Below are 24951 nucleotides of genomic sequence, written 5' to 3'. Positions count from 1 at the left end.
ATTTATGGGCTAAGTCAGAATGCGCATCCGTCACCTTGCCTACGTTTCCCTGATGGCGCTGGCCCTCGCCGGCTGCAACGACGCGCTGGACACCGCGTCGATCGACTTGTCGAAGGTGAAGAACAAGGTCGAACAACCGCTTCCGAGCCATATCCTCGCAGACATGGCCAAGAAGGGCATGGACCGCAACTCGCCGATCATGATCCGCATCTTCAAGGAAGAAGGTGCGATGGAAATCCTGAAGGCAAACCAGAACAATCGCTTCGAGGTCATCGCGGATTACAAGATCTGCGCCTGGTCCGGCCGTCTTGGTCCGAAGGTGAAGGAAGGTGACCGGCAGGCGCCGGAAGGCTTCTACATGCTGACGCCGGCCAACCTGAATCCGAATTCGAAATATTATCTCGCCATCAACACCGGCTTCCCGAACCGCTACGATGCCGCCAACGGCCGCACCGGCGCCGATCTGATGATCCATGGCGCCTGCTCGTCGTCGGGCTGCTATTCGATGACCGACCAGCAGGTACTCGAGATCTATGCCTTCGCGCGCGACGCCTTCAAGGGTGGCCAGAAGGCAGTTCAGCTCGAAGCCTTCCCCTTCCGCATGACGGCAGAGAATATGTGGAAGCACCGGCTGAGCCCCAATATCGAATTCTGGAAGATGCTGAAGGTCGGCTACGACAATTTCGAAGTCACTAAGCGCCCGCCCGAGGTTGAGGTCTGCGAGAAGAAATACGTCTTCAACCAGCAGGCCAGCGGCCCGTTCAACGCCGGCGGAAAGTGCCCTGTCATGACGACGCCGCCCGCCTTGCAGACAGCGCTTTCGACCTACGACAAGCAGTATCAGGCGGACTATGCCACCGCGTCGAAGAAGTTCGATGGCATGGCCTGGTACGATCCGAGCGAAGCCGAGCGCAAGGCCGTCGTCGCCAAGCAGCGCAAGGGCCACGATATCGCCTATGCTCCCACAGGCACCGCCCTTGCCGCCGGCAAGATGATGAAGGTCGCCGATCTCGAATCGATGATGTCCAACCAGTCTGCGCAGCAGGTGGCACGTGGCGGCACGGCAATCAGCCCGACGGGCAACCCGACGACGGCAAGCATTCGCGTGGCAACGGCGACCCCTGCCCCCGCAGCAGGCGCTCCATTGGCAACCGCTCAGCAGCCCGCGGCCGGCCCGGTCGTCGCAGCCAACGTCCCGGCAAATGTGCCGATCCCGACAGCAAACCCGATGAACCCCGGCCTCGATGCGCTCGCCTATGCGCCAGCCCCCGCCGTCGAGACTGCGCAGACCGAGGCCAAGAAGCCGCCCTTCTGGAAATTCTGGGCCAAGAGTGAATAGTCCGGATACCGAGATCTACGATCTGCGCGGCCTGAAATGTCCCTATCCGGCGATCAAGACGGAAAAGCGCCTGCGCGGCATGGCAAGCGGCGCGACATTGACCGTGGAAACGACGGACCCGCTTGCCACCATCGACATCCCTCATCTCTGCAATGAAAAGGGCCACACGCTTCTCGTGAGCGAGAAGACCGACAGCGGCCATCGATTTGTGATCCGCAAGGGGTGATCATTTGCGACCGGGGCCATCCTCTTGGTTCGAGGGTCGCCATGCTCCCACCTTACCATGAAGATGGAGCGACTGCGGGTTATCCTTGTTGCGCCGCCTTCTCTCCGATCATGGGCGATAGTGTGGCCAAGATCAGCCTCACCCTGAGCCTGTCGAAGGCCGAGGCGGGTTGTTGGATCTCATCAGGATTTAACTAAAACTTCATCCCCGGCACGGCGAGCGGATTGTCCTGCAGCGCCGCCCTGTCCGGCGTATCCACGCGCGGCTTGCTGAGAAAGGCGTCGAACAGGCCCTTCACGAAATCCTCAGGCAGATCCTTGGTAATGATGACCATGCGCGTGCGCCGGTCTTCGGGATCGGGCCAGGCCGGCAATCGTTCGGGCGCATGAAAGATGTTCTGCACGCCATGCAGCACGACGGGCCGCTCCGGCCGGTCGGACACCGCAACGATCGCCTTCATGCGCAGCAACTTCTCGCCATGGGCGGAGCGGAGGAGGTCGATGAACATCTCCAGCGCCATCGGATCGATGGGCTGGGTCTCGACGATCGAGAAGGATCGGATCGAACCGTCATGGCGCGTGACGTCATGGGCGTGCTGATGCCGATGGCCGTGGTGATGCCCGTGATGGTGATGATGACCATGATCGCCATGATGGTGGCCGTGATCATGGTGGTGATGATCGTGGTCATCATGATGATGATCGTCGTCCGCCTCCAGCTCGTCCTGCAGCCAGCGGCCGACATCGGCAATCTTGGATGCGGGATCATAGAGGCCGTTGATGAGAATGGCGGCACGGCCGGCTTCGTCGCTGTCGGCGTTCAGGATCTGCGCACGCGGATTGAGTGCCCTCAGCCGGTTCTCCAGCTGCTCTTCCGGCACAGCTCCGGCAATCCCGGTCTTGGACACGATCAACCGATCGGCAACCGCTACCTGTTTGCGCGCCTCTTCGTGATTGTCGAGCGTCTGCAGGCCGTTGACGGCATCGACGACGGTAATCACGCCATCCAGATCGAAATTGGTCGCGATGATCGGATTGCCCATGATCGACTGCATGACCGGTGCGGGATCGGCAAGGCCGGTCGTTTCGATGACCACGCGCTTCAGCGGCCGGATACGGCCGGTCTGCATGGCGTCCATCAGATTTGCCAGCGTATCCACCAGCTCGCCGCGCACCGTGCAGCACAGGCAACCATCGGAGAGCTCGATGATGGCATCGCCGGAGCTTTCCACCAGCAGATGGTCGATGCCGACATCGCCGAACTCGTTGATGATGACGGCTGCATCGCGCATATCCTCATCCTTGAGGATACGGTTAAGCAGGGTCGACTTACCCGCACCGAGAAAGCCGGTCAGGATAGCAACCGGCACTCTTTGCTGCGAAACGCTCATGGTGAAATCCGATATTTAGAAAGTGGGACGCGGCATCGGGATCGGCACGTTGGACGCGCTGCCCGAAACGGCGATCTTGTTGTCCTTCGTCGCCTTGTCGCCTCTGGCCGTCACATCGTCCTTGTCGCCCTTGGCGGCGGTTGCGATATCCTGGCCGCCGATCAGGCCGGCATAGACGAAATTGGGCTCATGGTCCATTTCGTGGATATAGGGCGACTGCACCTTGGTGCGGCCAAAAGGATCGCGGGTTTCGCTGCGCGCCTGCGCGCCCTTGGTGCTGCAGATGTCGGCCGTGACATCGGCGACATCGGCCGCAAGCGGCGCGTCGGGCCTGAGGGTCGCCAGCGTATCGCGGGTGGACAGCTGGTTCTGGAAACCCTTTTCCAGGAAATTGGCGGAATCGTCGGCGCGCGCCGCCAGGCTGTCGGTGCCGAGCACGACCGAGATCAGCGTCCGGCCATTGCGGGTTGCCGAGGCGATCTGGTTGAAGCCGGCCGCACAGATAAAGCCGGTCTTCATGCCATCGGCGCCGTCGAAGCGGCCGATGAGCATGTTGATGTTCGGCACCTGCTTGACGCCGTTGGTGAAGCCTTCGAGCGAGAAATAGCCGGCATATTGCGGAAACTCGCGGCGAAGCGCGACACTGAGAATGGCAAGATCTCGCGCCGTCGTATACTGCCCCTTGCCGGGCAGGCCGTTCGGATTGATGAAATGCGAGTCGCGCATGCCGAGGCGGGCAGCTTCCGCATTCATCCGTGCCACGAAACCCTGCTGCGAGCCGCCGACCGTCTCGGCGACGGCCATGGCGAGATCGTTTGCCGATTTGACCAGCATCATCTTCAAGGCATTGTCGAGCGTCATCTTCTGGCCCGGCTTGAAGTACATCTTCGCCGGTGGCTGCGCTGCTGCAAGCTTCGACATCACGACAGGCGTATCGAGCCGGATCTGGCCGGACTGGAGCGCCCGGAAGGTGACATAGGTCGTCATCAGCTTGGTGAGCGAAGCGGGATACCAGCGGCGAAACGCCTCCTGCTGGTCGAGGACGCGGCCCGTGCTGACATCGACGAGAATGTGCGGATTGGCTCCGGCCGTCTGCGCGGTCGAAAGGAAAAGCATGGATGCTGCTGCGGCCATAGGAACGAGCCGCAGGGCGGCATACAAACGATTCTGCTTCGTCGGCACGATCTATCCTTCAGAAGTCCGGAATTTTCTCGAAAGCTTCGTCTATTTAACCTATATGGCTAGGAGAAGGCAAAGGCGATTGACGACTTTATTTCCCGCTGGCACGCCGCAAAGGCCGCGACAAGCTCGCTAAGGCTGTGCCAAGGACCCGCAAGTTGAACCAGAATCGATATTGAGCAGCAGGAAAATCAGCATGCCGATCTTGAACAGAGCCGCAGAACTCCAGGGCGAAGTGACCGAGTGGCGCCGCCATATCCATGCGCATCCCGAACTTCTCTATGCGGTGGAGAATACGGCCGCCTTCGTGGCCGAGAAACTGCGCGCCTTTGGCGTCGACGAGGTGGTGACCGGCATCGGCCGCACCGGCGTCGTCGGCCTGATCCGAGGCAAGGGCGAGGGACGCACGATCGGCCTGCGCGCCGATATGGACGCGCTGCCGCTCACCGAGATCACCGGCAAGCCCTATGCCTCGGAAACGCCGGGCAAGATGCACGCCTGCGGCCATGACGGCCACACCGCCATGCTGCTGGGTGCTGCGAAATACCTTGCCGAGAACCGCAATTTCAACGGCAACATCGCCGTCATCTTCCAGCCGGCCGAAGAAGGCGGCGCCGGCGGCGACGCCATGGTCAAGGACGGCATGATGGAGCGCTTCGAGATCGCCGAAGTCTACGGCATGCACAACATGCCGGGCCTGCCCGTCGGCCATTTCGCCATCCGCAAGGGCGCGATCATGGCTGCGACCGATGAGTTCACCGTCTCGATCAAGGGTGTCGGCGGCCATGCCGCCATGCCGCACATGACGATCGACCCGATCGCCATCGGCGCGCAGATCGTCTCCAATCTTCAGCTCATCGCCTCGCGCAGCGCCAACCCACTGAAATCGGTGGTGGTTTCCGTCACCAAGTTCAACGCCGGCAATGCGCATAACGTCATCCCGAACGATGCGAGCTTCGCCGGCACGGTGCGCACGCTCGATCCCGAGATGCGCGACCTTGCCGAGCAACGCTTCAAGCAGATCGTGACAGGCATCGCGACAAGCCACAGCGCCGAAGTCGAGATCGAGTTTCATCGCAACTATCCCGTCACCTTCAACCATGCCGACGAGACCGATCATGCGATCGCGGTTGCTGAAGAGATCGCCGGCTCGGGCAATGTCATTCCGGATATCGACCCGATGATGGGCGGCGAGGATTTCTCCTACATGCTGCTTTCCCGCCCCGGCGCCTTCATCTTCGTTGGCAACGGCGACAGCGCCGGCCTGCACAACCCGGCCTACGACTTCAACGACGAAGCCATCGCCCACGGCATTTCCTACTGGGTGCGGCTCGCCGAACAGCGCCTCAACGCCTGAGGCTTGATAATCACCCCGCGCCGCCGTCAAGGTCGCGCGGGGCGCACGCTCAAGACAGATTGTCCTGACGACGCAAAAAGGCTTGGCTTCGCGCCTTTGCTTTTGTATGGATCATGCCGAGTGGTCTCGTAGCTCAGCAGGATAGAGCATCAGATTCCTAATCTGAGGGTCACGCGTTCGAATCGCGTCGAGATCACCATTATTTTCAATAACTTAGCATCATTACTGGCCCACTTTTCATGCGCCATTCCAGCATTTTCAGGCATTTTCTGAGGTTAGCGGGAATTCGATGTCGCATGATTGGCGCATGAAATCGACTTATTGCCGGAGCGCGCGCGCCGCGCTTTTTGGAATTGTGTCCAAGCGATTTTAAAGACAGCCGGTCGCGTTTGCCAGAGACTGGCGGATTAACCGCAACGGCAGAGGTGACCTTCATGTGAGATCGTTTGAGTGAGCTTCACGTAGGCCTCTGTTATTTCTAAGCTATCTCGGGTGCGTTGTCAGCGAACTGCTCCCGCAAATCAATTGCGGATGCGTGCGTGACGCATCCTATTTGCGACCGACTTGAAAAAGTTGGGGTATCGTCCCGCGAAGACGTCCGATCAAGATACAAGTTATTGTAGATTTTAATTGCCGGCGATGTTCAACTGCTGCCAATACGTCAACGTGAGGGTTCGGAGGAAAGCGTGCGTCTCGTCAGAGCTCGGATTAAAGGATTCCAGTCATTTAGCGATTCGGGGGATATTGAATTTGAAGGAGGCATCAATCTCATTATAGGTCAAAACAATGCGGGTAAGAGTGCGCTTCTTCGCGCATTGCTACCTATCCTCGCTGATGATCGCCACAGGACGCCTGCGAGATTCGAGACACACACTTTGGCAAGCCCTGAGATCAATCTGACGCTTGATGTGAGCGGACCTGAGATCAAAGACTGGATCTTGCGTTCTGGGGGTCCCCAATATTTCCCCCTTCCCGTGCGACAGGGCGCGCCTCCACCAGATGGACCCGCCCTATTGAAGCGCATCTTCGAGAGCAACAACCTTTTCCTGCGTGTAACTCACCGCCCGCAGCAATCCTTTCTAGCGGACTACCCGTCCCATGGCCTCTTTGAGGCTTTTCAAAATACGGGGGGAACGCGGCTGTGTGCAGTAGCGACGCCGGTAGGTGGAGAGATCCAAACCTCGCTCCAAGTTAGTGATGCTGACACTTTGCCAGGGTTGCTTTTTAGCGCCTGGAGCCGTGACATGTTCTATTTCGCGCCAGAGCGCATGACCGTAGGGGAAGCGCCTCAGGGGTATTCAAATCGCCTAGTTCCTAATGCGAGCAATCTGCCGAATATTTTGCTTATGCTAGTCGCTGAGCGAGGGGATACATTTAGTCAACTCATCCACCACCTGCGTGAGATATTTCCTACCGTCGGAAATATCAGCACTCGAACAAAACCAGAAAATAATTTTCTTGAAGTGCGCGTTTGGCCAACCGAGGCAATGGAACGAGTTGAATTAAGCTTCCCTCTCAATTCGAGCGGAACCGGCGTTTCCCAGGTGATAGCCCTGCTAACGGCTATAATGACTTTGGATAATGCGGTTGTGATAATCGACGAAATTAATAGCTTCCTGCACCCAGCTGCCGTTAAGGCCCTTCTTCGAATTCTACAGGCGCGATACGCAGATCATCAGTATATCATCTCGACCCATGCCCCGGAAGTTATCGGCTTTGCCAATCCGAAGACGATTCAGCTTGTAAAGCGAGTAGGGTATGAGTCGTCGATTGAGCGGCTGAATCTTGCAGAAGTTGGAAAATTCCGCGAGGTAGCGGAGCATCTGGGCGTCTCGATGGCTGATGTATTTGCGGCCGAACGGGTGATCTGGGTAGAGGGCCCAACGGAAGAATTGTGCTTTCCTTACCTTTATCAGCAGCTCATCGGTCCACTTCCTCGCGGAACGATCTTTACCTCGGTCGCGGCGACAGGTGACTTCAATTCAAATAAGCGCGATCCGGCCATCGTGTATGAAGTATATAAACGGTTGAGCGCTGCGGCTGCCAATTTGATCGTGTCCGTCGCATTTAGCTTCGACACGGAAAAGCTCACAGTTTCTGAGAAAGAGAAAATGCGCAGGGACTCGGGCGGCTTATTACAATTTCTGCCTAGGCGGCACCTCGAATGCTACCTTGTCGATCCCGCAGCAATCGCGGCGTTCATAGTCCGAAAGGACCCCGTTTCAGAAGGCAAGGTGACACCTGCTCACGTTCGACAGAGCTTGGAGGATGCCGCAAAGACTCAACAATTTCGAATTAAAGAGTGGGCCGATGATATTGGTGACGTAGATTGGCTCACACACGTAGATGCCGCGAATCTCATTGATTATGCTTGTGGTGTACTGTCCGAGTATCGGGCACCGTTTAATAAGAAGGATGACTCTCTTTTTCTTCTTCAGCATATAATTGAACACGACAGCGACGCGCTTTCGCCACTTCGAGACTACGTCGCCAGCCTCGTATCTTCCAACCAGCATTAGCATTTTTTAGAAGGGCCAGAGATGGTTATCTGCTGCTTGTTGTTCGGCGATGAAAGCTCTTTCTGCGAATTAGGTCTGAATGAGGAGCATCAGCTTGGGAAGCTCTATCTAATGCCTACGGTGCAAGTACTTAGCTGTAAAACTCAGCCGTTCGCGCTGGAAAAAGCCTTTTAGCATCAATGCGTGTGTAAAACCGCGAGCGCTCCGATATTGGCGACGTGACCGCAATATTGACCCGAGGATCCGTTAGAACATAACAAGAGCAATATGCAGCGGCATTGTATCCCCGACAATTGAATGCGGGTCGGATCCCTGTCGAACGCAGCAGGAACGAGGGCTGAAGCTTGTGCTCACCCCACCGCTATCCTGTTCCTCACCAGCCGCACACCTGGAATGGATTCCGCGACAGCGGTTGCCCGCTTCACCTCCTGATAGGTCGCGACCGAGCCGTCCAGGCGGATTTCCTGACCCGCCGCAGTCACTGTGACATCGGAAGCATCGATTCCGCCGGCAACGGCAAGCGCATTGGCAACCGCAGATTCGAGCGCCGAGCGCCTCGCCTGCTCGTTCTCCAGATAAAGTTCCATGCCGTGAAAGGTTGCCGCCTTAAAAACCATTCGTGACCCTCCGCATTCGAGTGGTCGGGAAACGCGGCACATCGCATTTGGTTCAAAAAAGGCTGAAAAATATCGCCAAATCAGTGATTTCGCCTTTCGCGCGCATTTTCGATCGTGCTGGAGGTTGCATAGAGGCGGACTTGCCGCTCCCGGCAATCCCCTGTAGAGCCATGGGGAACAGCAGCAAATGCGGATACCTGAATGAACACCGGCAGCACGGCGCGTCGTCGCCTGACGATATTGGGTTCGACCGGCTCCATCGGCCAGAATACGCTCGACGTCATCGCCCAGCTTGGCGGACGCGATGCCTTCGATATCGCCGCGATCACCGGGCATGACAATATCGAACTGCTGGCCGAGCAGGCCAGGGCTTGCGGCGCCGCCTTCGCCGTTACCGCCAGGGAAGAACGCTATCAGGATCTGAAGGATGCGCTCGCCGGATCCGGCATCGCCGTCGGCGCCGGCAAGAATGCTCTGATCGAAGCCGCCTCCATGCCCTCGGATTGGGTGATGGCGGCGATCGTCGGCACAGCCGGCCTGGCGCCGACGCTGGCGGCCGCGCGCCGTGGCGCCGATATCGCGCTTGCCAACAAGGAATGCCTCGTCTCCGCCGGCGATCTCTTCGTGCGCGCCGTTTCAGAAGGCGGCGGCCGGCTGATCCCGGTCGACAGCGAACACAGCGCCATTTTCCAGGCGCTGGAAGACGACCAGCAGCACGCGGTCGAGCGCATCATCATCACCGCGTCGGGCGGCCCCTTCCGCACCTGGACGCGCGAGCAGATGGCCAACGTCACGCCCGCCACAGCCCGCGCCCATCCCAACTGGTCGATGGGCTTCAAGATCTCCATCGGCAGCGCCTCGATGTTCAACAAGGCGCTGGAGATGATCGAAGCCAAGCATCTCTTCAATGTGCGGCCGGACCAGATCGAAGTGGTGGTTCACCCGCAATCCGTCATTCATTCGATGGTCGGCTATACGGATGGCTCGGTGCTGGCGCAGCTCGGCTGTCCCGACATGCGCACGGCGATCGGCTATGCGCTCACCTACCCCGCCCGCACGAAACTCAGCGTCGACCGGCTGGATTTCGCCAAGCTCGCCCGGCTCGATTTCGAGGCGCCGGATGAAGTCCGTTTCCCGGCTCTGCGCCTTGCCCGCACGGCGCTGGAGCGCGGCGGCCTGCAGGGCGCGATCATGAATGCCGCCGAGGAAATCGCCTTCCATGCCTTCGTGGATGGCCGCATCGGCTTCCTCGAAATGGCCGATATCGCCGAAGCCGTCATGGATGAGATGATTGCGACCGGCAGCGCCGAAACCATGGATGCCGTCTTCGCCGCCGACGAGGAAGCCCGCAGCCGCGCGGCCGTGCTGGTCGCCCAGCGCGACAAGGCAGCCTAAGCAATTCCAGCAAAAGCGAGAAGCGGTTTGCTCCCAGAATTGCGTAAAAGCAAATAAAGCACCATCGCCAACAGCGCCCTGCCAAGAGATCATTCATGCCGCTTCACCTCGAAACGCCGCTCCTCGAATCCCGCCCGCTCAGCCAGGCATCGGGACGTTCCATCTGGCTGAAGATGGATGCGCTCCAGCCGCCCGGCTCCTTCAAGATCCGCGGCATCGGCGCTGCCTGCGAACATCCTGCGAGAAACGGCAAGCAGCGCTTCGTCTCCTCCTCAGGCGGTAATGCCGGCATTGCTGTCGCCTATGCCGGCCGCCGCCTTTCGATCCCCGTATCGGTCTTCGTTCCCGAGACGACGACGGATCGGGCGAAGGCGCTGATCCGCCAGGAGGGCGCCGAGGTCTTCGTGCATGGCGCATCCTGGCAGGAGGCGAACGAACGCGCGCTTCAGGCAATCGATGCCGAGACGGCTTTCATCCATCCTTTCGATGATCCGCTGCTCTGGACCGGACACGCGACGATGATCGACGAGGTCGTCAGAGCCGGCGTGCAGTTCGATGCTGTCGTCCTTTCGGTCGGCGGCGGCGGGCTGTTGGCAGGCGTCTCGGAAGGGCTTGACCGCAACGGTCTGCAACATGTTCCGATCATCGCTGCCGAGACGGACGGAGCTGCCTCGCTCGCAGCTGCGGTGACATCAGGCAAACCAGTGGAATTGCCCGCCATCACCAGCATCGCAACATCGCTTGGCGCCCGCAAGGTTGCCGAGCGTGCCTTTGAAATTACTCAAAACAGGCCGGTCGATAGCATTGTCGTCAGTGATCGGGCTGCCGTCGATGCCTGCCTGCGCTTCCTTGACGATCACCGCGTCCTCGTGGAACCGGCTTGCGGTGCTGCACTGGCCGTCGCCTATACCCATGCCGATCGCCTGGCACACTTTGAGCGCGTGCTGATAATCGCCTGCGGCGGCGCGACCGCGACCCTCGCCCAGCTGCAGGCCTGGCAAGCATCCTGATCGCTGCCGGAAGCTTGGCGGCGGCGCCCTTCCATGCAAATGGCCCGGTCTCGCTCCGGCAAGACCATCAGTGGAGCGTATAGAGGAGAGTGCCGTAACCGAGCTGGTCGTAACCGCCACTGTTCGGGCCGTAGTCGCCGCCACCGCCCTCGGCGCGAAGCTTGGACGCGAAGGCGGAAACATAGGGGGCATTGAGCCCCTTCAGGACGACATAGTGATTATAGAGCATTTCCCAGACCGGCCGCGCCGTTCCCCTGCCCGCGTCTGAAATCGATGTCTGGGTGACATCGCTGTTCTTGTAGGTCGTGTACGGCACCTCATGGCCGAGATTGTATTTGGCGGCATATTCGGCGCCGGCAAGCACGAGGTTGTTATCGTAGCCATAGAGATCGTCGCCCTGTGACCAGGCCATCTGGCAGATCGCGCCGACGAGAGCGATATCGAGCGTCGTATGTCCCTGATCACGCCCGGATTCCTGGACCTGAGCCAAGCCCCCATCATAGACCTTCCAGAAGGTCTTGTTCAGCGCACCATTCCCGGCGCCGCTGTGGAGATAGTCGATCGCTTCCTTGTAGATATCGGCTCTGTCGGTCAGCACGCCGATCGCCAGCATGGAGGCGAGGTTCGAGAGATCCCAATTCGCCCAATAGTGGTCCACCTTGGCACCATTGTGCCTGACCAGAAAATCATGGTTCATGGGGTAAAATACCCTGAGCATCATGCCCTGGAACCTCGCCAGGTCGTCTGCTCTCCAGCCGCCATAGCCTCGCAGAATCTCCGCTGCATTGGCCATCTCATAGCCGTAGATCCCCGACGCGAGAAACTTGTCCGACGTACCGTCTATTTCCGTCAGCGTCGACGACCAAGCGTTCAACACCTCGACCGCCTTGGCCGCGTAAGCCGCATCGCCGCTGATCTTCCAGCGGAGAGCCAAGGCGTAGGCGGCAGCGGCATCATTGAAGATCAGCGCATAGTTTTGAGCATGAACGCCGTCATCACCACGAAAAATATTGGAAACCGGCCGGGGCTTATAGCTCAGCGACGCGTGCTTGTTGCTGACCAGCATTTGCCAGCCAGCGACGGTTGGCTTGGAACCGGCGGCGATCTGCTTGATGAGCCGATCGAAATCCGCCTGGCTTTGCAAGAGGCCTGGATGGACAAATGTTCTTGCAGCACTGCCTGTCGTGATCGTGTCGGCCTGGTTAATGGCAACGCCGCTGGGGGAAGCCTTGCCAGATGTCGAATTGCCGTTCGCCGCCGAAGCCTGAGTTTCGTTACTCATGAGGCTGAGGCAAAGCCCCATCGCGACAAGCAAACCAGCTCTTATTCGCTTGCCGCTATGGTCGTACAAATACATCGTTCACCCGGAGCTATCGCAAGATATTCCCCGCGACCGCCGGTTCGTGCAGGCTTCAAAACAGCCAATCCACCGACCGTCACGACTAATCCCCACGCCGTAGATCATGGGGCGCCGTGTTATTACTCCGAATTTTTGAGAGTTTGAACAGCCTGCGTTCGCTAAGTGAATGCCGCTTCCAGAAAACAGCGCATAGCGGATTTCACCTGCGCATTTCGTATTATTATCGAACTCGGAAACAACAATGCCGACCGCAGGCACACTGCGACCGGCATATTTGCGACGGGCGAAAAGCCTGGGCCTTACGCGACAGCCCGGGCGAGTGCACAGCGCGACCAAAGCGCATGCAGTGCGCCGACCAGCTGCTCGATATCGCCATCCGAATGCAGCGGCGTCGGCGTGATGCGCAGACGCTCGGTCTTCTTCGGAACAGTCGGATAGTTGATCGGCTGCACATAGACACCGGCGTCGAGCAGCAGGTCGGAAATCCACTTGCACTTGGCGGCATCGCCGACCATCACAGGCACGACATGGCTTGGGTTCGGCATATGCGGGATGCCCGCTGCATCGAGCTGGGCACGCAGCTTGCGCACGCGATCCTGATGACGCATGCGTTCGAACTGGCTGACCTTGAGGTGCTGGATCGAGGCGACGGCGCCTGCAGCCAGAGCTGGCGGCAGAGACGTCGTAAAGATAAAGCCGGACGCAAACGACCGGATGAAATCACAGAGCGCGGTGGAGGCGGCGATGTAGCCACCCATGACACCGAATGCCTTGCCGAGCGTGCCTTCGATGACGGTCAGACGATCCATCAGTCCCTCGCGCTCGGCAATGCCGCCGCCGCGTGGGCCGTACATGCCGACGGCATGCACTTCATCGAGATAGGTCATTGCACCGTACTTGTCGGCGAGATCACAGATTTCCTTGATGGGGGCGATATCGCCATCCATGGAATAGACGGATTCAAACGCGATCAGCTTCGGTGCCTTCGGATCGGCGGCCTTCAGCTTGGCTTCGAGATCGTGCAGGTCGTTATGCTTCCAGATGACCTTGTCGCACTTCGCATAGCGAATGCCTTCGATCATCGACGCATGGTTGAGCGCATCCGAGAAGATGATGAGGCCGGGAATGCGCGCACCGAGCGTGCCGAGCGTCGCCCAGTTGGAGATATAGCCCGAGGTGAAGATCAGCGCGGATTCCTTGCCGTGGAGATCGGCGAGTTCCTGCTCGAGCAGAACATGATAGTGGTTGGTGCCAGAAATATTCCGGGTGCCTCCCGCACCCGCGCCACAGTGATCGATCGCTTCCTTCATCGCCTCGATCACTTTCGGATGCTGGCCCATACCGAGATAGTCGTTGGAGCACCAGACAGTCACTTCCTGCGGGCCATTGGCCGTATGCCTGATAGCGCGGGGGAAATTGCCACGGCGGCGTTCGAGATCTGCGAAGACCCGATAGCGACCCTCATTGTGAAGACCGTCCAGCTCGCCCTTAAAAAATGCTTCGAAATCCATCATCTGCTCCAGTACCGTGCGACCGTTTTCGAGAATGCCGGTTCGCACGTCAACCCCTCCGCATTGCTTTCGCGCCCGCTGCGGCAAATGGCCCCTAATTTTGAACAATTCCAGACAAGAATAACCATTCACGTCAAATTGACAATCGAAACCATGCTGGAAACACTCTCTCCGGAGCGGAGGGTAAACCCCACCGCTCCGGGCTTTTTCATGGCGAATCTAGGCTGCGATCACGGCGCGCTTGGCCATGACCTTGATCAGATTGGCGCGATATTCGGCCGTGGCGTGCAGATCGGACAGCAGCGTCGATGAGTCCACAGTCACGCTCGTAGCCGCATCCGGTAGCCAGTTCGCCGCAAACGCCTGCTCCAGGCCAGAATGGCGGAAAACACCGTCCACGCCTGCGCCGGTCACGGCAACGCGAACGCCGCCAGCCCCCTTGGCAACGAAGACTCCCGTCATCGCATAGCGCGAGGCCGGGTTGGGGAACTTGGCATAACCAGCTCTTTCCGGCGCATCGAAGGCGATGGAGGTGATCAGCTCAGCCCCCTCCAGCGCCGTTTCGAACAGGCCCCGGAAGAAGTCGTCGGCTGCGATCTGGCGCCGGTCGGTGACGATGGTGGCATTCAGCGCCAGCATCGCCGATGGATAATCCGCCGCCGGATCGTTGTTTGCGACGGACCCGCCGATCGTGCCCATGTGCCGCACATGCGGATCGCCGATCATGCCGGCAAGGTCGCACAGCGCCGGACAGACCGCACGGATCGCCGCCGAGGAGGCAACTTCCGCATGGGTGGTCGCCGCTCCGATCGTGACCCTGCGGCCATCGACCCGTATCCCCTTGATCGAGGGGATATGCCGGAGATCGACGAGATCGCTCGGCGATGCTAGACGCTGTTTCATGGTGGCGATCAGCGTCATGCCGCCGGAGACATATTTGCCTTCGTCGGCATTCGACAGAAGCTTGACGGCTTCGTCGACCGAGGAGGCGCGATGGTAATTCGTTGCATACATTGTCCTATCCTCCTCTTGTCTCAGGCCGTGGCCCGTGCCGCTTCCCACACCTTGAGCGGGGTCGCCGGCATGGTCAGCGTGTTGTTGCCGATAGCATCAGTAATGGCGTTGATCAGCGCCGGCGGCGAGCCGATGGCGCCCGCCTCGCCGCATCCCTTGATACCCAAGGGATTGTTCGGACACGGCGTGTTCTGATGCGAAAGCTGGAAGGACGGCAGATCATCGGCGCGCGGCATGGTGTAATCCATGAAGCTCGCCGTCAGAAGCTGACCGCTCTCATCGTAATGCACGCCTTCCAGCAGCGCCTGGCCGATACCCTGCGCGATGCCGCCATGCACCTGCCCCTCGACGATCATCGGATTGATGATGTTGCCGAAGTCGTCGGCCGCCACGAACTGCACGATCTCGGTCTTGCCCGTTTCCGGGTCCACTTCGACCTCGCAGATGTAGCAGCCGGCCGGGAAGGTGAAGTTCGCGGGATCGTAGAAGGCGGTTTCCTTCAGACCCGGCTCCATGCCGGCGGGCAGATTGTGCGCCGTGTAGGAGGCGAGCGCCACCTGGAACCAGGGCAGCGCCTTGTCTGTGCCGGCCACCTTCAGCTCGCCATTCTCGATGACGATATCGCTTTCGTCGGCCTCCATCAGATGCGCGGCGATCTTCTTTGCCTTCGCCTCCACCTTGTCGAGCGCCTTGACGACGGCGGACATGCCGACGGCGCCAGAGCGGGAACCATAGGTGCCCATGCCCATCTGTACTTTGTCGGTATCACCATGGACGATGGAGACGCTGTCGATCGGTACGCCAAGGCGATCGGCCACAAGCTGCGCAAAGGTCGTCTCGTGCCCCTGCCCGTGACTGTGCGAGCCAGTGAGCACCTCGATCGTCCCCACGGCGTTCACCCGCACCTCGGCCGATTCCCACAGGCCGACGCCGGCACCGAGCGACCCCACAGCCTGCGACGGTGCGATGCCGCATGCCTCGATGTAGCAGCTCATGCCGATGCCGCGCTTCATGCCGCGGCGGGCCGCTTCCGTCTTGCGGGCCGGGAAGCCGGCCCAATCCGCCTGCTGCATGGCGGCGTTGAGCGAAGCCTCGTAGTCGCCGGCGTCATAATTCATGATGACCGGCGTCTGGTGGGGGAAGGAACGGATGAAGTTGATCCGTCGCAGCTCCGCTGGCGAAACGCCAAGTTCGCGCGCAGCCGTTTCGACGGTGCGCTCGAGCAGATAGGTCGCCTCCGGCCGCCCTGCCCCACGATAGGCGTCGACCGGCACGGTATTGGTATAGACCGTGCGGACATTGGCATGGATCGCCGGGATGTCATATTGGCCCGACAGCAGCGTCGCATAGAGGTAGGTCGGCACCGCCGAGGAGAAGAGCGACATGTAGGCGCCGAGATTGGCGATCGTGTCGACCTTCAGCGCCGTCATGCGGTTTTGCGCATCGAAGGCCATCTTCACCTTGGAGAGATGATCGCGGCCATGCGCATCGGTGAGGAAGGCTTCGGTACGATCAGCCGTCCACTTGACCGGCACGCCGGTCTTTTTCGACGCCCAGAGACAGACGATTTCTTCCGGATAGATGTAGATCTTCGAACCGAAGCCGCCGCCGACATCGGGCGCGATGACGCGCAGCTTGTTTTCCGGCGCGACATTGTAGAAGGCGCTCATGACGAGCCGGGCCACATGCGGGTTCTGGCTGGTCGTGTAGCAGGTATAGTGGTCTTCGGCAGCATCATAGATGCCGAGCGTGGCGCGCGGCTCCATGGCATTCGGCGAAAGCCGGTTGTTGTGAATCTCGATTTCGGTGACGTGCGCGGCCTCGGCAATCGCCTTGTCGGTCGCTGCCGCATCGCCGAGCTCCCAGTCGAAGATCAGATTGTTCGCCGCCTCAGGATGGATCTGCGGCGCACCGGCTTTCAGCGCATCCACCGCCTCGACGACGGCAGGCAGCTCCTCGTAGTCGACCTCTACGGCTTCGGCCGCATCGCGCGCCTCGCCGAGACTATCGGCAACGACGATCGCGACGGCATCGCCGACGTAGCGGACCGTATCGACCGCCAGGGGACGCCAGGCGCCCATATTCATCGGCGACCCATCCCTGGAATGGATCATCCAGCCGCAGATCAGGTTGCCGATACCGTCGGCAAGCAGCTGCTTGCCCTCGAGCACGCCGATCACGCCGGGCATGGAAAGTGCCGCCGACGCATCGATACCCTTGATCTTTGCATGCGCATGCGGGCTGCGAACGAAATAAGCGTATTTCATTCCCGGCGTCACCATATCGTCGGTGTAGCGCCCCTTGCCCGTCAGAAATCGCTTGTCTTCCTTGCGCGCCACGCGCGCGCCAATGCCTTCCACGCCCATCACATCCTCCCATCGGGGTTGCGGGCCTGGCACCACGCCAAGACGACGATCATCGGCGCTCTGCCAGACGGTCTCGGTGAAACTCTATTCGGCCGCTTGGCTCGCGGCATTCATCTCGGCATTGGCTGAAAGCACCGCCTTGACGATGTTGTGATAGCCGGTGCATCGACAGATATTGCCTTCAAGCTCGCTGCGCACCGTCTTCTCGTCCAGCTTGCCGCCATGTCGGTTGATCATGTCGACCGACGTCATCACCATGCCCGGTGTGCAGAAGCCGCATTGCAGGCCATGATGCTCCTTGAAGGCAGCCTGTACCGGATGCAGCTCGCCATTGGCGGCCAAACCCTCGATGGTTGTGATCTTGGAGCCGGAGGCCTGAACGGCCAGGATGGAACAGCTCTTCACCGACTTGCCGTCCATATGCACGACACAGGCGCCGCACTGGCTGGTATCGCAGCCGACATGGGTTCCGGTCAGGCCAAGTTTTTCCCTGATGAAATGGACAAGCAGCGTGCGATCCTCGCACTCGCTGCTGACCGAACGGCCGTTCACCGTCAAAGTCACTTTTGCCATATTTTCCTCCTCGCCTCTCCTCCAGAGGCAAGGGGTATCATTTGACTTTTTCGCAATCCAATCAACCTCTACTTTAGAGAGGAGGCCGATTTTATGCTCGCAAAGGACTGTTTTATTCTCCAGGCCCAAAGCCGCCTTTGTTCAGCAATAAAAAAACTGACGTCCACCAATAGACAATCATATTTTGCACGATATTTTCTATCATTGCAGGACTGTAAAGACAGCCCATCGTGGTGGAGCTGAAGAATTGGGACGACGTTGGCCGGGGTTCGGCTTAACTAACGTTGGAGAGAGTAAATGAAAAAAGTTCTTATGCTCGCACTGGTCGGCTTGTCTATCGCAAGCTGCACGCCGACCGAACAGGGCGCTGGTATCGGCGCAGCATCTGGCGCGATCATCGGCGGCGCAGTCACCGGCAACGTCCGTGGCGCGGCAGTCGGTGCAGCGATCGGCGGCGTGTCCGGCGCCGTCATCGGCAGCGTCCAGGAACAGCCCGGCCAGTGCTACTACCGTGACCGCTACGGTCGTCGCTACATCGACGATTGCCCGCGTGGCGGCTATCGCGGTGGCTATGGCGGCGGTTACGGCGGCTACTGATCGATCCCAGCAGGAAGTTTTCGAAAGTCCCGGACGGCAAGTCCGGGACTTTTTGATTCCGGCCGATAAATGGCTGCGGAACCGGCATCAAACCCGCCCGCCGCATGGCTGGGACAACCCATGGACGCTGTTTTTCAGACCGCTCGAATACATGAGAACTCTGACGGAAACATTGGCGTTTCACCCAATACCGGGCATATTTTCCAGGTTTTTGACTCCAAAACGGTACACCTGAGCGTCTTTTGCCTCTATGGTGGCCGCGCGTTAACTCCCGGGAAACGTCAAACTGCGTAAGTTCTCATGTAACCGTAAAGCGGCGTATGCATAAAAGAACTGAACCGAGAAAGAGTATTGCGTATCGGCAGGCAGGAACCGTGGCAGCGGTTGCGGCAGCCCTCGCGCTCGGTCCGGTGTGCGCCCAAAATGCCTTTGCATTCAAGCTCTTCGGTATGAGGCTCTGGGGTGAGGACGAAACGGCGGATCAGGTTTCCGATCCCGTCCACTACACAGTCGATTTCAAGGCCGACAATCTCGACAAGGATCTCAAGGACGCATTGAGCGAAAGCTCGATGCTGGTCTCTGATGAAAAAAAGCCCGTATCCGGCGACCTTGGCGTGGTCGTGAAGGCGCGTGACGATCGGGATCGCCTCATCGCAACACTTTATGAGAAAGCCCGTTACGGCGGCGTGGTCACGATCACCGTCAATGGCACCCCCTTGGATGCCCTGCCCCCGACACCGACCTTCAGCCGCGCCAAGCCGGTTGCCGTCACGATCAGCGTCGATCCCGGCCCCGTCTTCAAACTCGGCAGGATCAACCTGCTCGGCGACGCCGCCCGGCTGGACCCGGCTAATTATGGTCTCGTGCGCGGCGGCGATGCCGGCTCGCTGACCATTCTGAAGGCAGGCGACAAGATGGTCGCCGATTTCAAGAATGAGGGTCATCCGCTCGCCAAGCTCGACAAGCGTGATGTCGTTGCCGACCATGCGAGCAATACCGTCGACGTTTCGCTGCAGGTCGAGAGCGGCCCCGTCGCTCCCTTCGGCAATGTCGGTGTCACCGGCCAGAAATCGGTCGATCCGGATTTCATCAAGCGCTATGCCCGCATCAACGAAGGCAAGCCCTACTCGCCGGACGAATTGAAAAAGGCGTCGGATCGCCTGAGGAAGCTCGGTGTCTTCTCCAGCGTCACCATCCGTGAGGCCAACAAGCTGGCGCCTGACGGCAGCATCCCGACGACCATCGAGGTCTCGGAAGGCAAGCAGCGCTTCTTCGGCGCCGGCGCGCAATATTCCACAATCGACGGTTTCGGCCTGAGCGGCTATTGGGGACACCGCAATCTGACCGGCCGTGCCGACTCGCTGCGCATCGAAGGATCCGTCTCCCGCATCGGCGAAACCACGGATGTCGGAAAGCTCGATTACACCGCCGGCATTACCTATGTCCGGCCGGCAACCTTCTATCCCTCGGCGACCTTTACCGCAGCCCTCAAGATGCAGAGCCTGCATCCGGACGCCTACGACGCCGACACCGTGACGGCGAGCGGCGGTCTCGCCTACGAAATCAACGACCAAGATACCGTTTCCGCCGGCGGTGAAGTGTCTTACGAAAGAGACACGACCGACGCCTTCGGAAAACACAATTACCTGACGATTGCGATCCCACTCGAATATGTCCGCGACACGCGCGACAACAAGCTGGACCCGACCGAAGGCTATCGCGCCTCGATCAGCGCCAAGCCAAGCTATGAGGCGATGGGCGGCTCAATCTTCAGCTCCTTCGAAGGATCGATCAGTGGCTATAAGGGCGTCGGCGCCAACAATAACGTCGTCTTTGCCGGCAAGCTCTCCGCCGGTACATTGCTGGGCGCAAACAGCATCGACGACATTCCCGCCACTCGGCGCTTCTATGCCGGCGGCGGTGGCTCGGTGCGCGGCTACAGCTATCAGGAGATCTCGCCCTATAACTCCAATGGTGACGAAACGGGCGGACGCTCCTACGTGACGGCCTCCTTCGAAGCCCGCGTGAAGATCACCGACACGATCGGAGTCGTGCCCTTCGTCGACATGGGCAGCGTCACCGACACCGCCTTCCCCGACTTTTCCGATCTGCGCATTGGCGCTGGCGTCGGCCTGCGCTACGCTACGCCCTTCGGCCCGATCAGGCTCGATGTCGCCGTGCCGTTGAAGAAATATGACAACGGCACATCTTATGGCATCTACGCCGGCATCGGCCAGGCTTTCTGACAAACCGTATAGTTGTCGCGGGCGTTTCAGCACACGGTTATAAAATTGGGGTTACTGTCGCTTTCATGAGCATATTGATTCGAATCCTCGGGAAATTGGTGCGCTGGCTCGCCTATGCGATCGTGGCAATCCTTTTGCTCGTGGTTGCGGCTGTGCTCGTCGTCGGTCTGGTACCCTCCGCAACCGGCTATGCGATCGACCAGGTGGCGAAGATTGCCTCGACGCCGGATCGCACCATCGCCATCGCCGCGCCCTCCGGACTGCTGAACGGCAATCTGAGGATCGGCTCGATCACCGTATCCGACACCAAAGGCCCCTATGCCAAGGTGCAGAACCTTGCCATCGACTGGTCTCCGTTATCTTTGCTGACCGGCACCTTCCATGCCGATCGCGTCGCAGCCGATGTCGTCGATTTCCAACGGCTGCCGGTTTCGACGGCCGCACCCGCACCGGCAACGCAGCCGGCAAGCTCTAGCGGTTTCTCCCTGCCCATCGCCGTCGATGTCGGCAAGATCGCTCTGCCTGACTTGCGCATCGGACAGGCTGTTGCCGGACAGGATTTCATTCTGGCCGCCGATGGCAGCGTCAAGGCAAACAGCAGCAGCATGGGTTTGACGCTTAATGCCTCCAGGCATGATGTGCCCGATGCCAAGCTTTCCGCCGATATCGCCTTCGCACCGGCCGAGAACCAGCTGAAACTGAAGACGCAGATTTCCGAGCCGCGCGACGGCATGCTGGCCGGCCTTCTGCACCTGCCGGGCGGCCCGGCCGTCAATATCGACCTTTCCGGCGAAGGCCCCCTCTCCAATTGGGCGGGCAAGCTGCAGGCGGCACTCGACGGCAAGCCGACAGTTGCCATCAGCGGTCACCACAGCCTCTCGGCCGACGGCCTGCACCACATCGACGTCAAGGGCGGCGGCGACGTCGATTCGCTGCTGCCGCCGACCATGCGGGCGCTCTTTGCCGGCCAGACCACCATCGATCTCTCGGCAACCTTCGACGGCAAGGGCAAGATCGATATTCAGACCGGCAATCTCGCCACCGGCAGCGCCGTGCTTGCCGCATCGGGCACGCTCGATCCCGCCGGAAACAACAGCCTCAATGCCAATCTGATCGGCACCTCCGGTCCCGTCGATTTCCGCTGGCCGATGGAAGACGGCGAGGTCCGCGCCTTGATTTCGCGGGTCGACATCGCGCTGACGGGCGCTGCCCAATCGGTGAAGATAGATGCCAAGGCCGCGCTCGACAGCGCCAGCACGCCGCAGGGCAATATCGGGCAGATCAATCTCAGCGCCAGAAGCGATGCCTTCAATCTCAACGGCATGTCCGGTCCGCTGCAGCTTCGCCTCGTCGTCGGTCAGACAGCTTTCGTCAGTCCCGACCTCAATCGTCTCATCCGTGCACCGATTGCGCTGACTGCACCGCTGCAACTCTCGCCCGATACGATCGGCTTCAACAATACGACGCTCGAAAGCGCCAGCATCGGCGGCACGGTCAACGGCAAGTACACGCTGTCGTCCAAGGCGCTGACGGGTAATTTCAAGCTTTTCGCCCTGCCCGGCGTGCTGCCGGATGGCGTGTCGGACAAATTCGAGGGCACGATTTCGCTGGAGGGCCAGGTCGCGGGCACGGTGCCGACCAAGATGACGCTCTCCAATCTTGCGGTGAAATCCAACGTTGCCGAGATCAACGGCAATGTCGCGCTCAATGAGCAGTCGCTGACCACAGATCTATCGGGCAAGGTGCTCGACCTCTCCAAGCTGGTCCCGAATGCGCAAGGACAGGCCGATATCGGCCTCAAGGCCAAGGGTCCGCTTTCCGCGCTCGGCATCGACGCGACGGTCAAGGCCGTCAATGTCAAACTGGCGGGACGGTTGCTGGATACGCTCGACGTCAACGTGACCGGCACCGCCGACCCCAAGGCACCACAGGCGAAGGTTCAAGCAAGCGGCGCGATCGACGGCAAGCCGATCCGCATCACTGCCGACGCCGTTTCCAAGGATAGCCGCACCAGCATTCCGTCGCTGACAGCCGAAATCGGCACCAACAAGCTGCAGGGCAAGCTGGATCTGTCGCCGAGCTTCGAGCCGACAGGTACACTGACCTTCGACCTGCCGGATCTCAGCCTGCTGGCCGCACTTGCCGGACAGAAGGCCGAGGGTGACCTCAAGGGCTCGCTCGATATTGCCAGCGCCAACGGCAAGATCGGCCTGAAAGTCAATGCCAACGGCAGCGGCATCCGCCGCGACGATCTCATCATCAGCAAGCCGGCCGTGGCACTTGCCGTCGATGATCTCAAGGCCTTCTCCGCCAATGGCAGCATCCGCGCCGATACGATCGCCTCCGGCGCCAACCGCATCGCCGATCTCAACCTGACCTTTACCCAGCAGGGCAGCCGCACGGATTTCGATCTGAAATCGACCTATGATAACGCGCCGCTGACGACACGCGGCAGCGTCGAAACGGCTGGCGGCCAGACGACGGTAAACCTCGACTCGTTTGCAGGCGCACCGCGCACGATACCGGTGAAGCTCGCATCGCCGACGAAGGTCGTCATCAAGGACGGCATCGCCTCGCTGAACGGCCTGACCCTCCAGACCGGCGGCGGCTCGGTGACCGTCGATGGCACCGCCGGGCAGGCTCTGAACATCAATGCAAAAATCGCCAACCTGCCGGCGAGCCTTGCCAATGTCTTTGCACCGACGCTTGCGGCGGAGGGCGTCATCTCCGGCACGCTGGCAGTCACCGGCAAGGCGACCTCGCCCGCCGTTGTCTTCCAGACCAATTGGTCGGGGGCGGCAACAAGCCAGACGAAATCCGCTGGCCTCGCGCCGCTCGGCATCAAGGCCGACGGCAAATTCGCCGACAACGTCGTGACTATCAACACCAACCTGACCGGCCAGAGCGGCCTGGCGCTGAATGGCGGCGGCACCGTCGCCATTGCCGGCAACAAGGCGATGGCGCTGAAGTTTGCCGGTAATCTGCCGTTCGACGCCTTGGCAGGCCAGCTGGCCGCCCAGGGCCTAGTCATGACGGGTACGGCGAAAATCGACATGCAGATCGGCGGCACGACGGCGGCACCCGCCATATCGGGCTCGATTACTACCGACGGCGCCAAGCTGGTCGATGTCAGGCGAAACCTGACGCTCAGCGGCCTTGCCGTCACTGTGACACTCGATGGCAGGCAGGCCGTCATCTCGCGGTTGAGCGGCAACCTCACCAGCGGCGGCAGCATTTCCGGCAGCGGCACAGTGGGCATTACCCCGGATAGCGGCTTCCCCGCCGATATTCAGATGAAATTCAACAACGCGACCTATGTCGACGGAACCCTCGTCGCCGCGACCGTCAACGGCACGCTCGGCATCAAGGGACCGCTGATGACCGCGCCGATGCTGACCGGCAATCTACGGATCAACAAGGCATCGATTACCGTGCCGCAGAAGTTGCCAGCCTCGCTGTCGGAGATCAACATCAAGCACAAGAATGCGCCGGCTGCGGTCAACGCCCAGTTCAAGGACCAGAAGCCGGAGGCGCCGCGCAGCAAATCGACCACCCTCGGCATCGACCTGCAACTCGATGCACCCTCGCAGATCTTCGTGCGCGGCCGCGGCATCGACGCCGAACTCGGCGGCAGCATCACGGTGCGCGGCACGGCGGCGGAGCCTGTGGTATCCGGCGGTTTCACCATGCGGCGCGGGCGTCTGACCATCTTGAGCCGCCGGCTGGATTTCACCGATACCAGCAAGATCACTTTCGGCGGCGACCTGACGCCGGCGCTCAACATGGAAGCGACATCGACGGCAGGCTCCACCACGATAACGGTCGATGTCACCGGTCTGGCAACCGACCCGCAGATCGGCTTTTCCTCGTCGCCGGCGCTGCCGCAGGACGAGGTGCTGGCGCAGCTGATCTTCGGCCAGTCCATGTCGAAACTATCGGCCATGCAGATCGCCCAGCTTGCCGATGCCGCCAGCCAGCTGGCCGGCGGACGCTCCACCTCGCTCTTCGAAGGCCTGCGAAGCCATCTCGGTGTCGATGATCTGGACATCTCGACGGATGCGAACGGCCAGGCGCAGGTTGGCGCCGGCAAGTATCTGAACAAACGCACCTATATCGAGCTGCAGCAGGGCGCTTCCAACAACACCAAGGCGATCATCAATCTCAATGTCGGGCGCGGCGTGAAGCTGCGCGGTGCGGCGGGTTCGGACGGCGCCGGCGAAGCCGGCATTGTCTACGAACATGAGTATTGAAG

17 protein-coding genes and 1 tRNA gene are annotated in these 24951 nt (G+C 60.2%); 10 read left to right on the top strand and 8 right to left on the bottom strand.

The genetic code is table 11. The features are described from left to right. Positions 1–19 precede the first annotated feature (19 nt). A complete protein-coding gene (locus GA0061100_RS16360) occupies positions 20–1339 on the top strand; it encodes a L,D-transpeptidase family protein (RefSeq protein ID WP_075853734.1) in 1320 nt (439 codons plus the stop codon). Continuing rightward, entirely contained in the window at positions 1332–1565 is a 234-nt protein-coding gene (locus GA0061100_RS16355; RefSeq protein ID WP_075853733.1) for a sulfurtransferase TusA family protein, read from the top strand. The genes GA0061100_RS16360 and GA0061100_RS16355 overlap by 8 nt, the downstream gene beginning before the upstream one ends. A gap of 193 nt (positions 1566–1758) precedes the next feature. Here GA0061100_RS16355 and GA0061100_RS16350 read toward each other — a convergent pair whose 3' ends face one another. Both GA0061100_RS16350 and GA0061100_RS16345 read right to left on the bottom strand, forming a co-directional pair. Beyond that, positions 1759–2955, bottom strand: a complete 1197-nt coding sequence (locus tag GA0061100_RS16350) for a CobW family GTP-binding protein (protein ID WP_075853732.1) — start codon at positions 2953–2955, stop codon at positions 1759–1761. A 15-nt stretch (positions 2956–2970) separates the two neighbouring features. After that, a complete protein-coding gene (locus GA0061100_RS16345; protein WP_075853731.1) occupies positions 2971–4137 on the bottom strand; it encodes a D-alanyl-D-alanine carboxypeptidase family protein in 1167 nt (388 codons plus the stop codon). Between the two features lie 193 nt (positions 4138–4330). Here GA0061100_RS16345 and GA0061100_RS16340 point away from each other — a divergent pair, with 193 nt between their 5' ends. The 3 genes from GA0061100_RS16340 to GA0061100_RS16330 all read left to right on the top strand — a co-directional run bounded on the left by GA0061100_RS16340 (position 4331) and on the right by GA0061100_RS16330 (position 8010). Beyond that, positions 4331–5491: a M20 aminoacylase family protein gene (locus GA0061100_RS16340; RefSeq protein WP_075853730.1), complete on the top strand. Its 1161-nt coding sequence runs from the start codon at positions 4331–4333 to the stop codon at positions 5489–5491. A gap of 122 nt (positions 5492–5613) precedes the next feature. Further along, a tRNA-Arg gene (locus GA0061100_RS16335) sits at positions 5614–5690 on the top strand. A 487-nt stretch (positions 5691–6177) separates the two neighbouring features. After that, positions 6178–8010: an ATP-dependent nuclease gene (locus tag GA0061100_RS16330; RefSeq protein WP_075853729.1), complete on the top strand. Its 1833-nt coding sequence runs from the start codon at positions 6178–6180 to the stop codon at positions 8008–8010. A gap of 350 nt (positions 8011–8360) precedes the next feature. Here GA0061100_RS16330 and GA0061100_RS16325 read toward each other — a convergent pair whose 3' ends face one another. Next, on the bottom strand, positions 8361–8627 hold the full coding sequence (locus GA0061100_RS16325) for a BON domain-containing protein (protein WP_075853728.1): 267 nt from the start codon (positions 8625–8627) through the stop codon (positions 8361–8363). 201 nt (positions 8628–8828) lie between these two features. Between GA0061100_RS16325 and dxr the strand changes: the two genes are divergently transcribed. Beyond that, positions 8829–10022: a 1-deoxy-D-xylulose-5-phosphate reductoisomerase gene (gene dxr / locus GA0061100_RS16320; RefSeq protein WP_075853727.1), complete on the top strand. Its 1194-nt coding sequence runs from the start codon at positions 8829–8831 to the stop codon at positions 10020–10022. A 95-nt stretch (positions 10023–10117) separates the two neighbouring features. After that, a complete protein-coding gene (locus tag GA0061100_RS16315) occupies positions 10118–11032 on the top strand; it encodes a pyridoxal-phosphate dependent enzyme (RefSeq protein WP_075853726.1) in 915 nt (304 codons plus the stop codon). Positions 11033–11099: 67 nt separating this feature from the next. Here the strand turns inward: GA0061100_RS16315 and GA0061100_RS16310 are convergent, their stop codons facing one another. From GA0061100_RS16310 to GA0061100_RS16290, 5 genes are all read right to left on the bottom strand, one after another. Continuing rightward, positions 11100–12314 (bottom strand): alginate lyase family protein, encoded by a 1215-nt coding sequence (locus GA0061100_RS16310; protein ID WP_244557847.1) that lies wholly within the window; start codon positions 12312–12314, stop codon positions 11100–11102. A gap of 377 nt (positions 12315–12691) precedes the next feature. Further along, a complete protein-coding gene (gene hemA / locus GA0061100_RS16305) occupies positions 12692–13903 on the bottom strand; it encodes a 5-aminolevulinate synthase (protein WP_075853833.1) in 1212 nt (403 codons plus the stop codon). Between the two features lie 219 nt (positions 13904–14122). Continuing rightward, the gene (locus GA0061100_RS16300; RefSeq protein WP_075853724.1) at positions 14123–14917 is read right to left on the bottom strand and encodes an FAD binding domain-containing protein; all 795 of its coding nucleotides are present in this window, start codon (positions 14915–14917) and stop codon (positions 14123–14125) included. Positions 14918–14937: 20 nt separating this feature from the next. Then, positions 14938–17283: a xanthine dehydrogenase family protein molybdopterin-binding subunit gene (locus GA0061100_RS16295; protein ID WP_075853723.1), complete on the bottom strand. Its 2346-nt coding sequence runs from the start codon at positions 17281–17283 to the stop codon at positions 14938–14940. 84 nt (positions 17284–17367) lie between these two features. Continuing rightward, positions 17368–17856, bottom strand: a complete 489-nt coding sequence (locus GA0061100_RS16290) for a (2Fe-2S)-binding protein (RefSeq protein ID WP_075853722.1) — start codon at positions 17854–17856, stop codon at positions 17368–17370. 297 nt (positions 17857–18153) lie between these two features. Here GA0061100_RS16290 and GA0061100_RS16285 point away from each other — a divergent pair, with 297 nt between their 5' ends. The 3 genes from GA0061100_RS16285 (at position 18154) to GA0061100_RS16275 (ending at position 24949) form a co-directional block, all read left to right on the top strand. Then, positions 18154–18453: a glycine zipper domain-containing protein gene (locus GA0061100_RS16285; protein ID WP_069612891.1), complete on the top strand. Its 300-nt coding sequence runs from the start codon at positions 18154–18156 to the stop codon at positions 18451–18453. A gap of 320 nt (positions 18454–18773) precedes the next feature. Continuing rightward, positions 18774–20699 (top strand): autotransporter assembly complex protein TamA, encoded by a 1926-nt coding sequence (locus GA0061100_RS16280; protein WP_075853721.1) that lies wholly within the window; start codon positions 18774–18776, stop codon positions 20697–20699. 65 nt (positions 20700–20764) lie between these two features. Further along, positions 20765–24949: a translocation/assembly module TamB domain-containing protein gene (locus tag GA0061100_RS16275; RefSeq protein ID WP_075853720.1), complete on the top strand. Its 4185-nt coding sequence runs from the start codon at positions 20765–20767 to the stop codon at positions 24947–24949. Positions 24950–24951: the final 2 nt, after the last annotated feature.

The organism is Martinezella hainanensis, from assembly GCF_900094555.1.
GTDB lineage: Bacteria > Pseudomonadota > Alphaproteobacteria > Rhizobiales > Rhizobiaceae > Rhizobium > Rhizobium hainanense.
This window is presented reverse-complemented; position numbering and strand designations above follow the sequence as displayed.

Coding starts and splice junctions, on each gene's coding strand:
- GA0061100_RS16360 (WP_075853734.1), top strand. CDS start 20: ATGCGCATCCGTCACCTTGCCTACGTTTCCCTGATGGCGCTGGCCCTC.
- GA0061100_RS16350 (WP_075853732.1), bottom strand. CDS start 2,955: ATGAGCGTTTCGCAGCAAAGAGTGCCGGTTGCTATCCTGACCGGCTTT.
- GA0061100_RS16340 (WP_075853730.1), top strand. CDS start 4,331: ATGCCGATCTTGAACAGAGCCGCAGAACTCCAGGGCGAAGTGACCGAG.
- GA0061100_RS16325 (WP_075853728.1), bottom strand. CDS start 8,627: ATGGTTTTTAAGGCGGCAACCTTTCACGGCATGGAACTTTATCTGGAG.
- dxr (WP_075853727.1), top strand. CDS start 8,829: ATGAACACCGGCAGCACGGCGCGTCGTCGCCTGACGATATTGGGTTCG.
- GA0061100_RS16315 (WP_075853726.1), top strand. CDS start 10,118: ATGCCGCTTCACCTCGAAACGCCGCTCCTCGAATCCCGCCCGCTCAGC.
- GA0061100_RS16310 (WP_244557847.1), bottom strand. CDS start 12,314: ATGAGTAACGAAACTCAGGCTTCGGCGGCGAACGGCAATTCGACATCT.
- hemA (WP_075853833.1), bottom strand. CDS start 13,903: ATGGATTTCGAAGCATTTTTTAAGGGCGAGCTGGACGGTCTTCACAAT.
- GA0061100_RS16300 (WP_075853724.1), bottom strand. CDS start 14,917: ATGTATGCAACGAATTACCATCGCGCCTCCTCGGTCGACGAAGCCGTC.
- GA0061100_RS16295 (WP_075853723.1), bottom strand. CDS start 17,283: ATGGGCGTGGAAGGCATTGGCGCGCGCGTGGCGCGCAAGGAAGACAAG.
- GA0061100_RS16290 (WP_075853722.1), bottom strand. CDS start 17,856: ATGGCAAAAGTGACTTTGACGGTGAACGGCCGTTCGGTCAGCAGCGAG.
- GA0061100_RS16285 (WP_069612891.1), top strand. CDS start 18,154: ATGAAAAAAGTTCTTATGCTCGCACTGGTCGGCTTGTCTATCGCAAGC.
- GA0061100_RS16280 (WP_075853721.1), top strand. CDS start 18,774: ATGCATAAAAGAACTGAACCGAGAAAGAGTATTGCGTATCGGCAGGCA.
- GA0061100_RS16275 (WP_075853720.1), top strand. CDS start 20,765: ATGAGCATATTGATTCGAATCCTCGGGAAATTGGTGCGCTGGCTCGCC.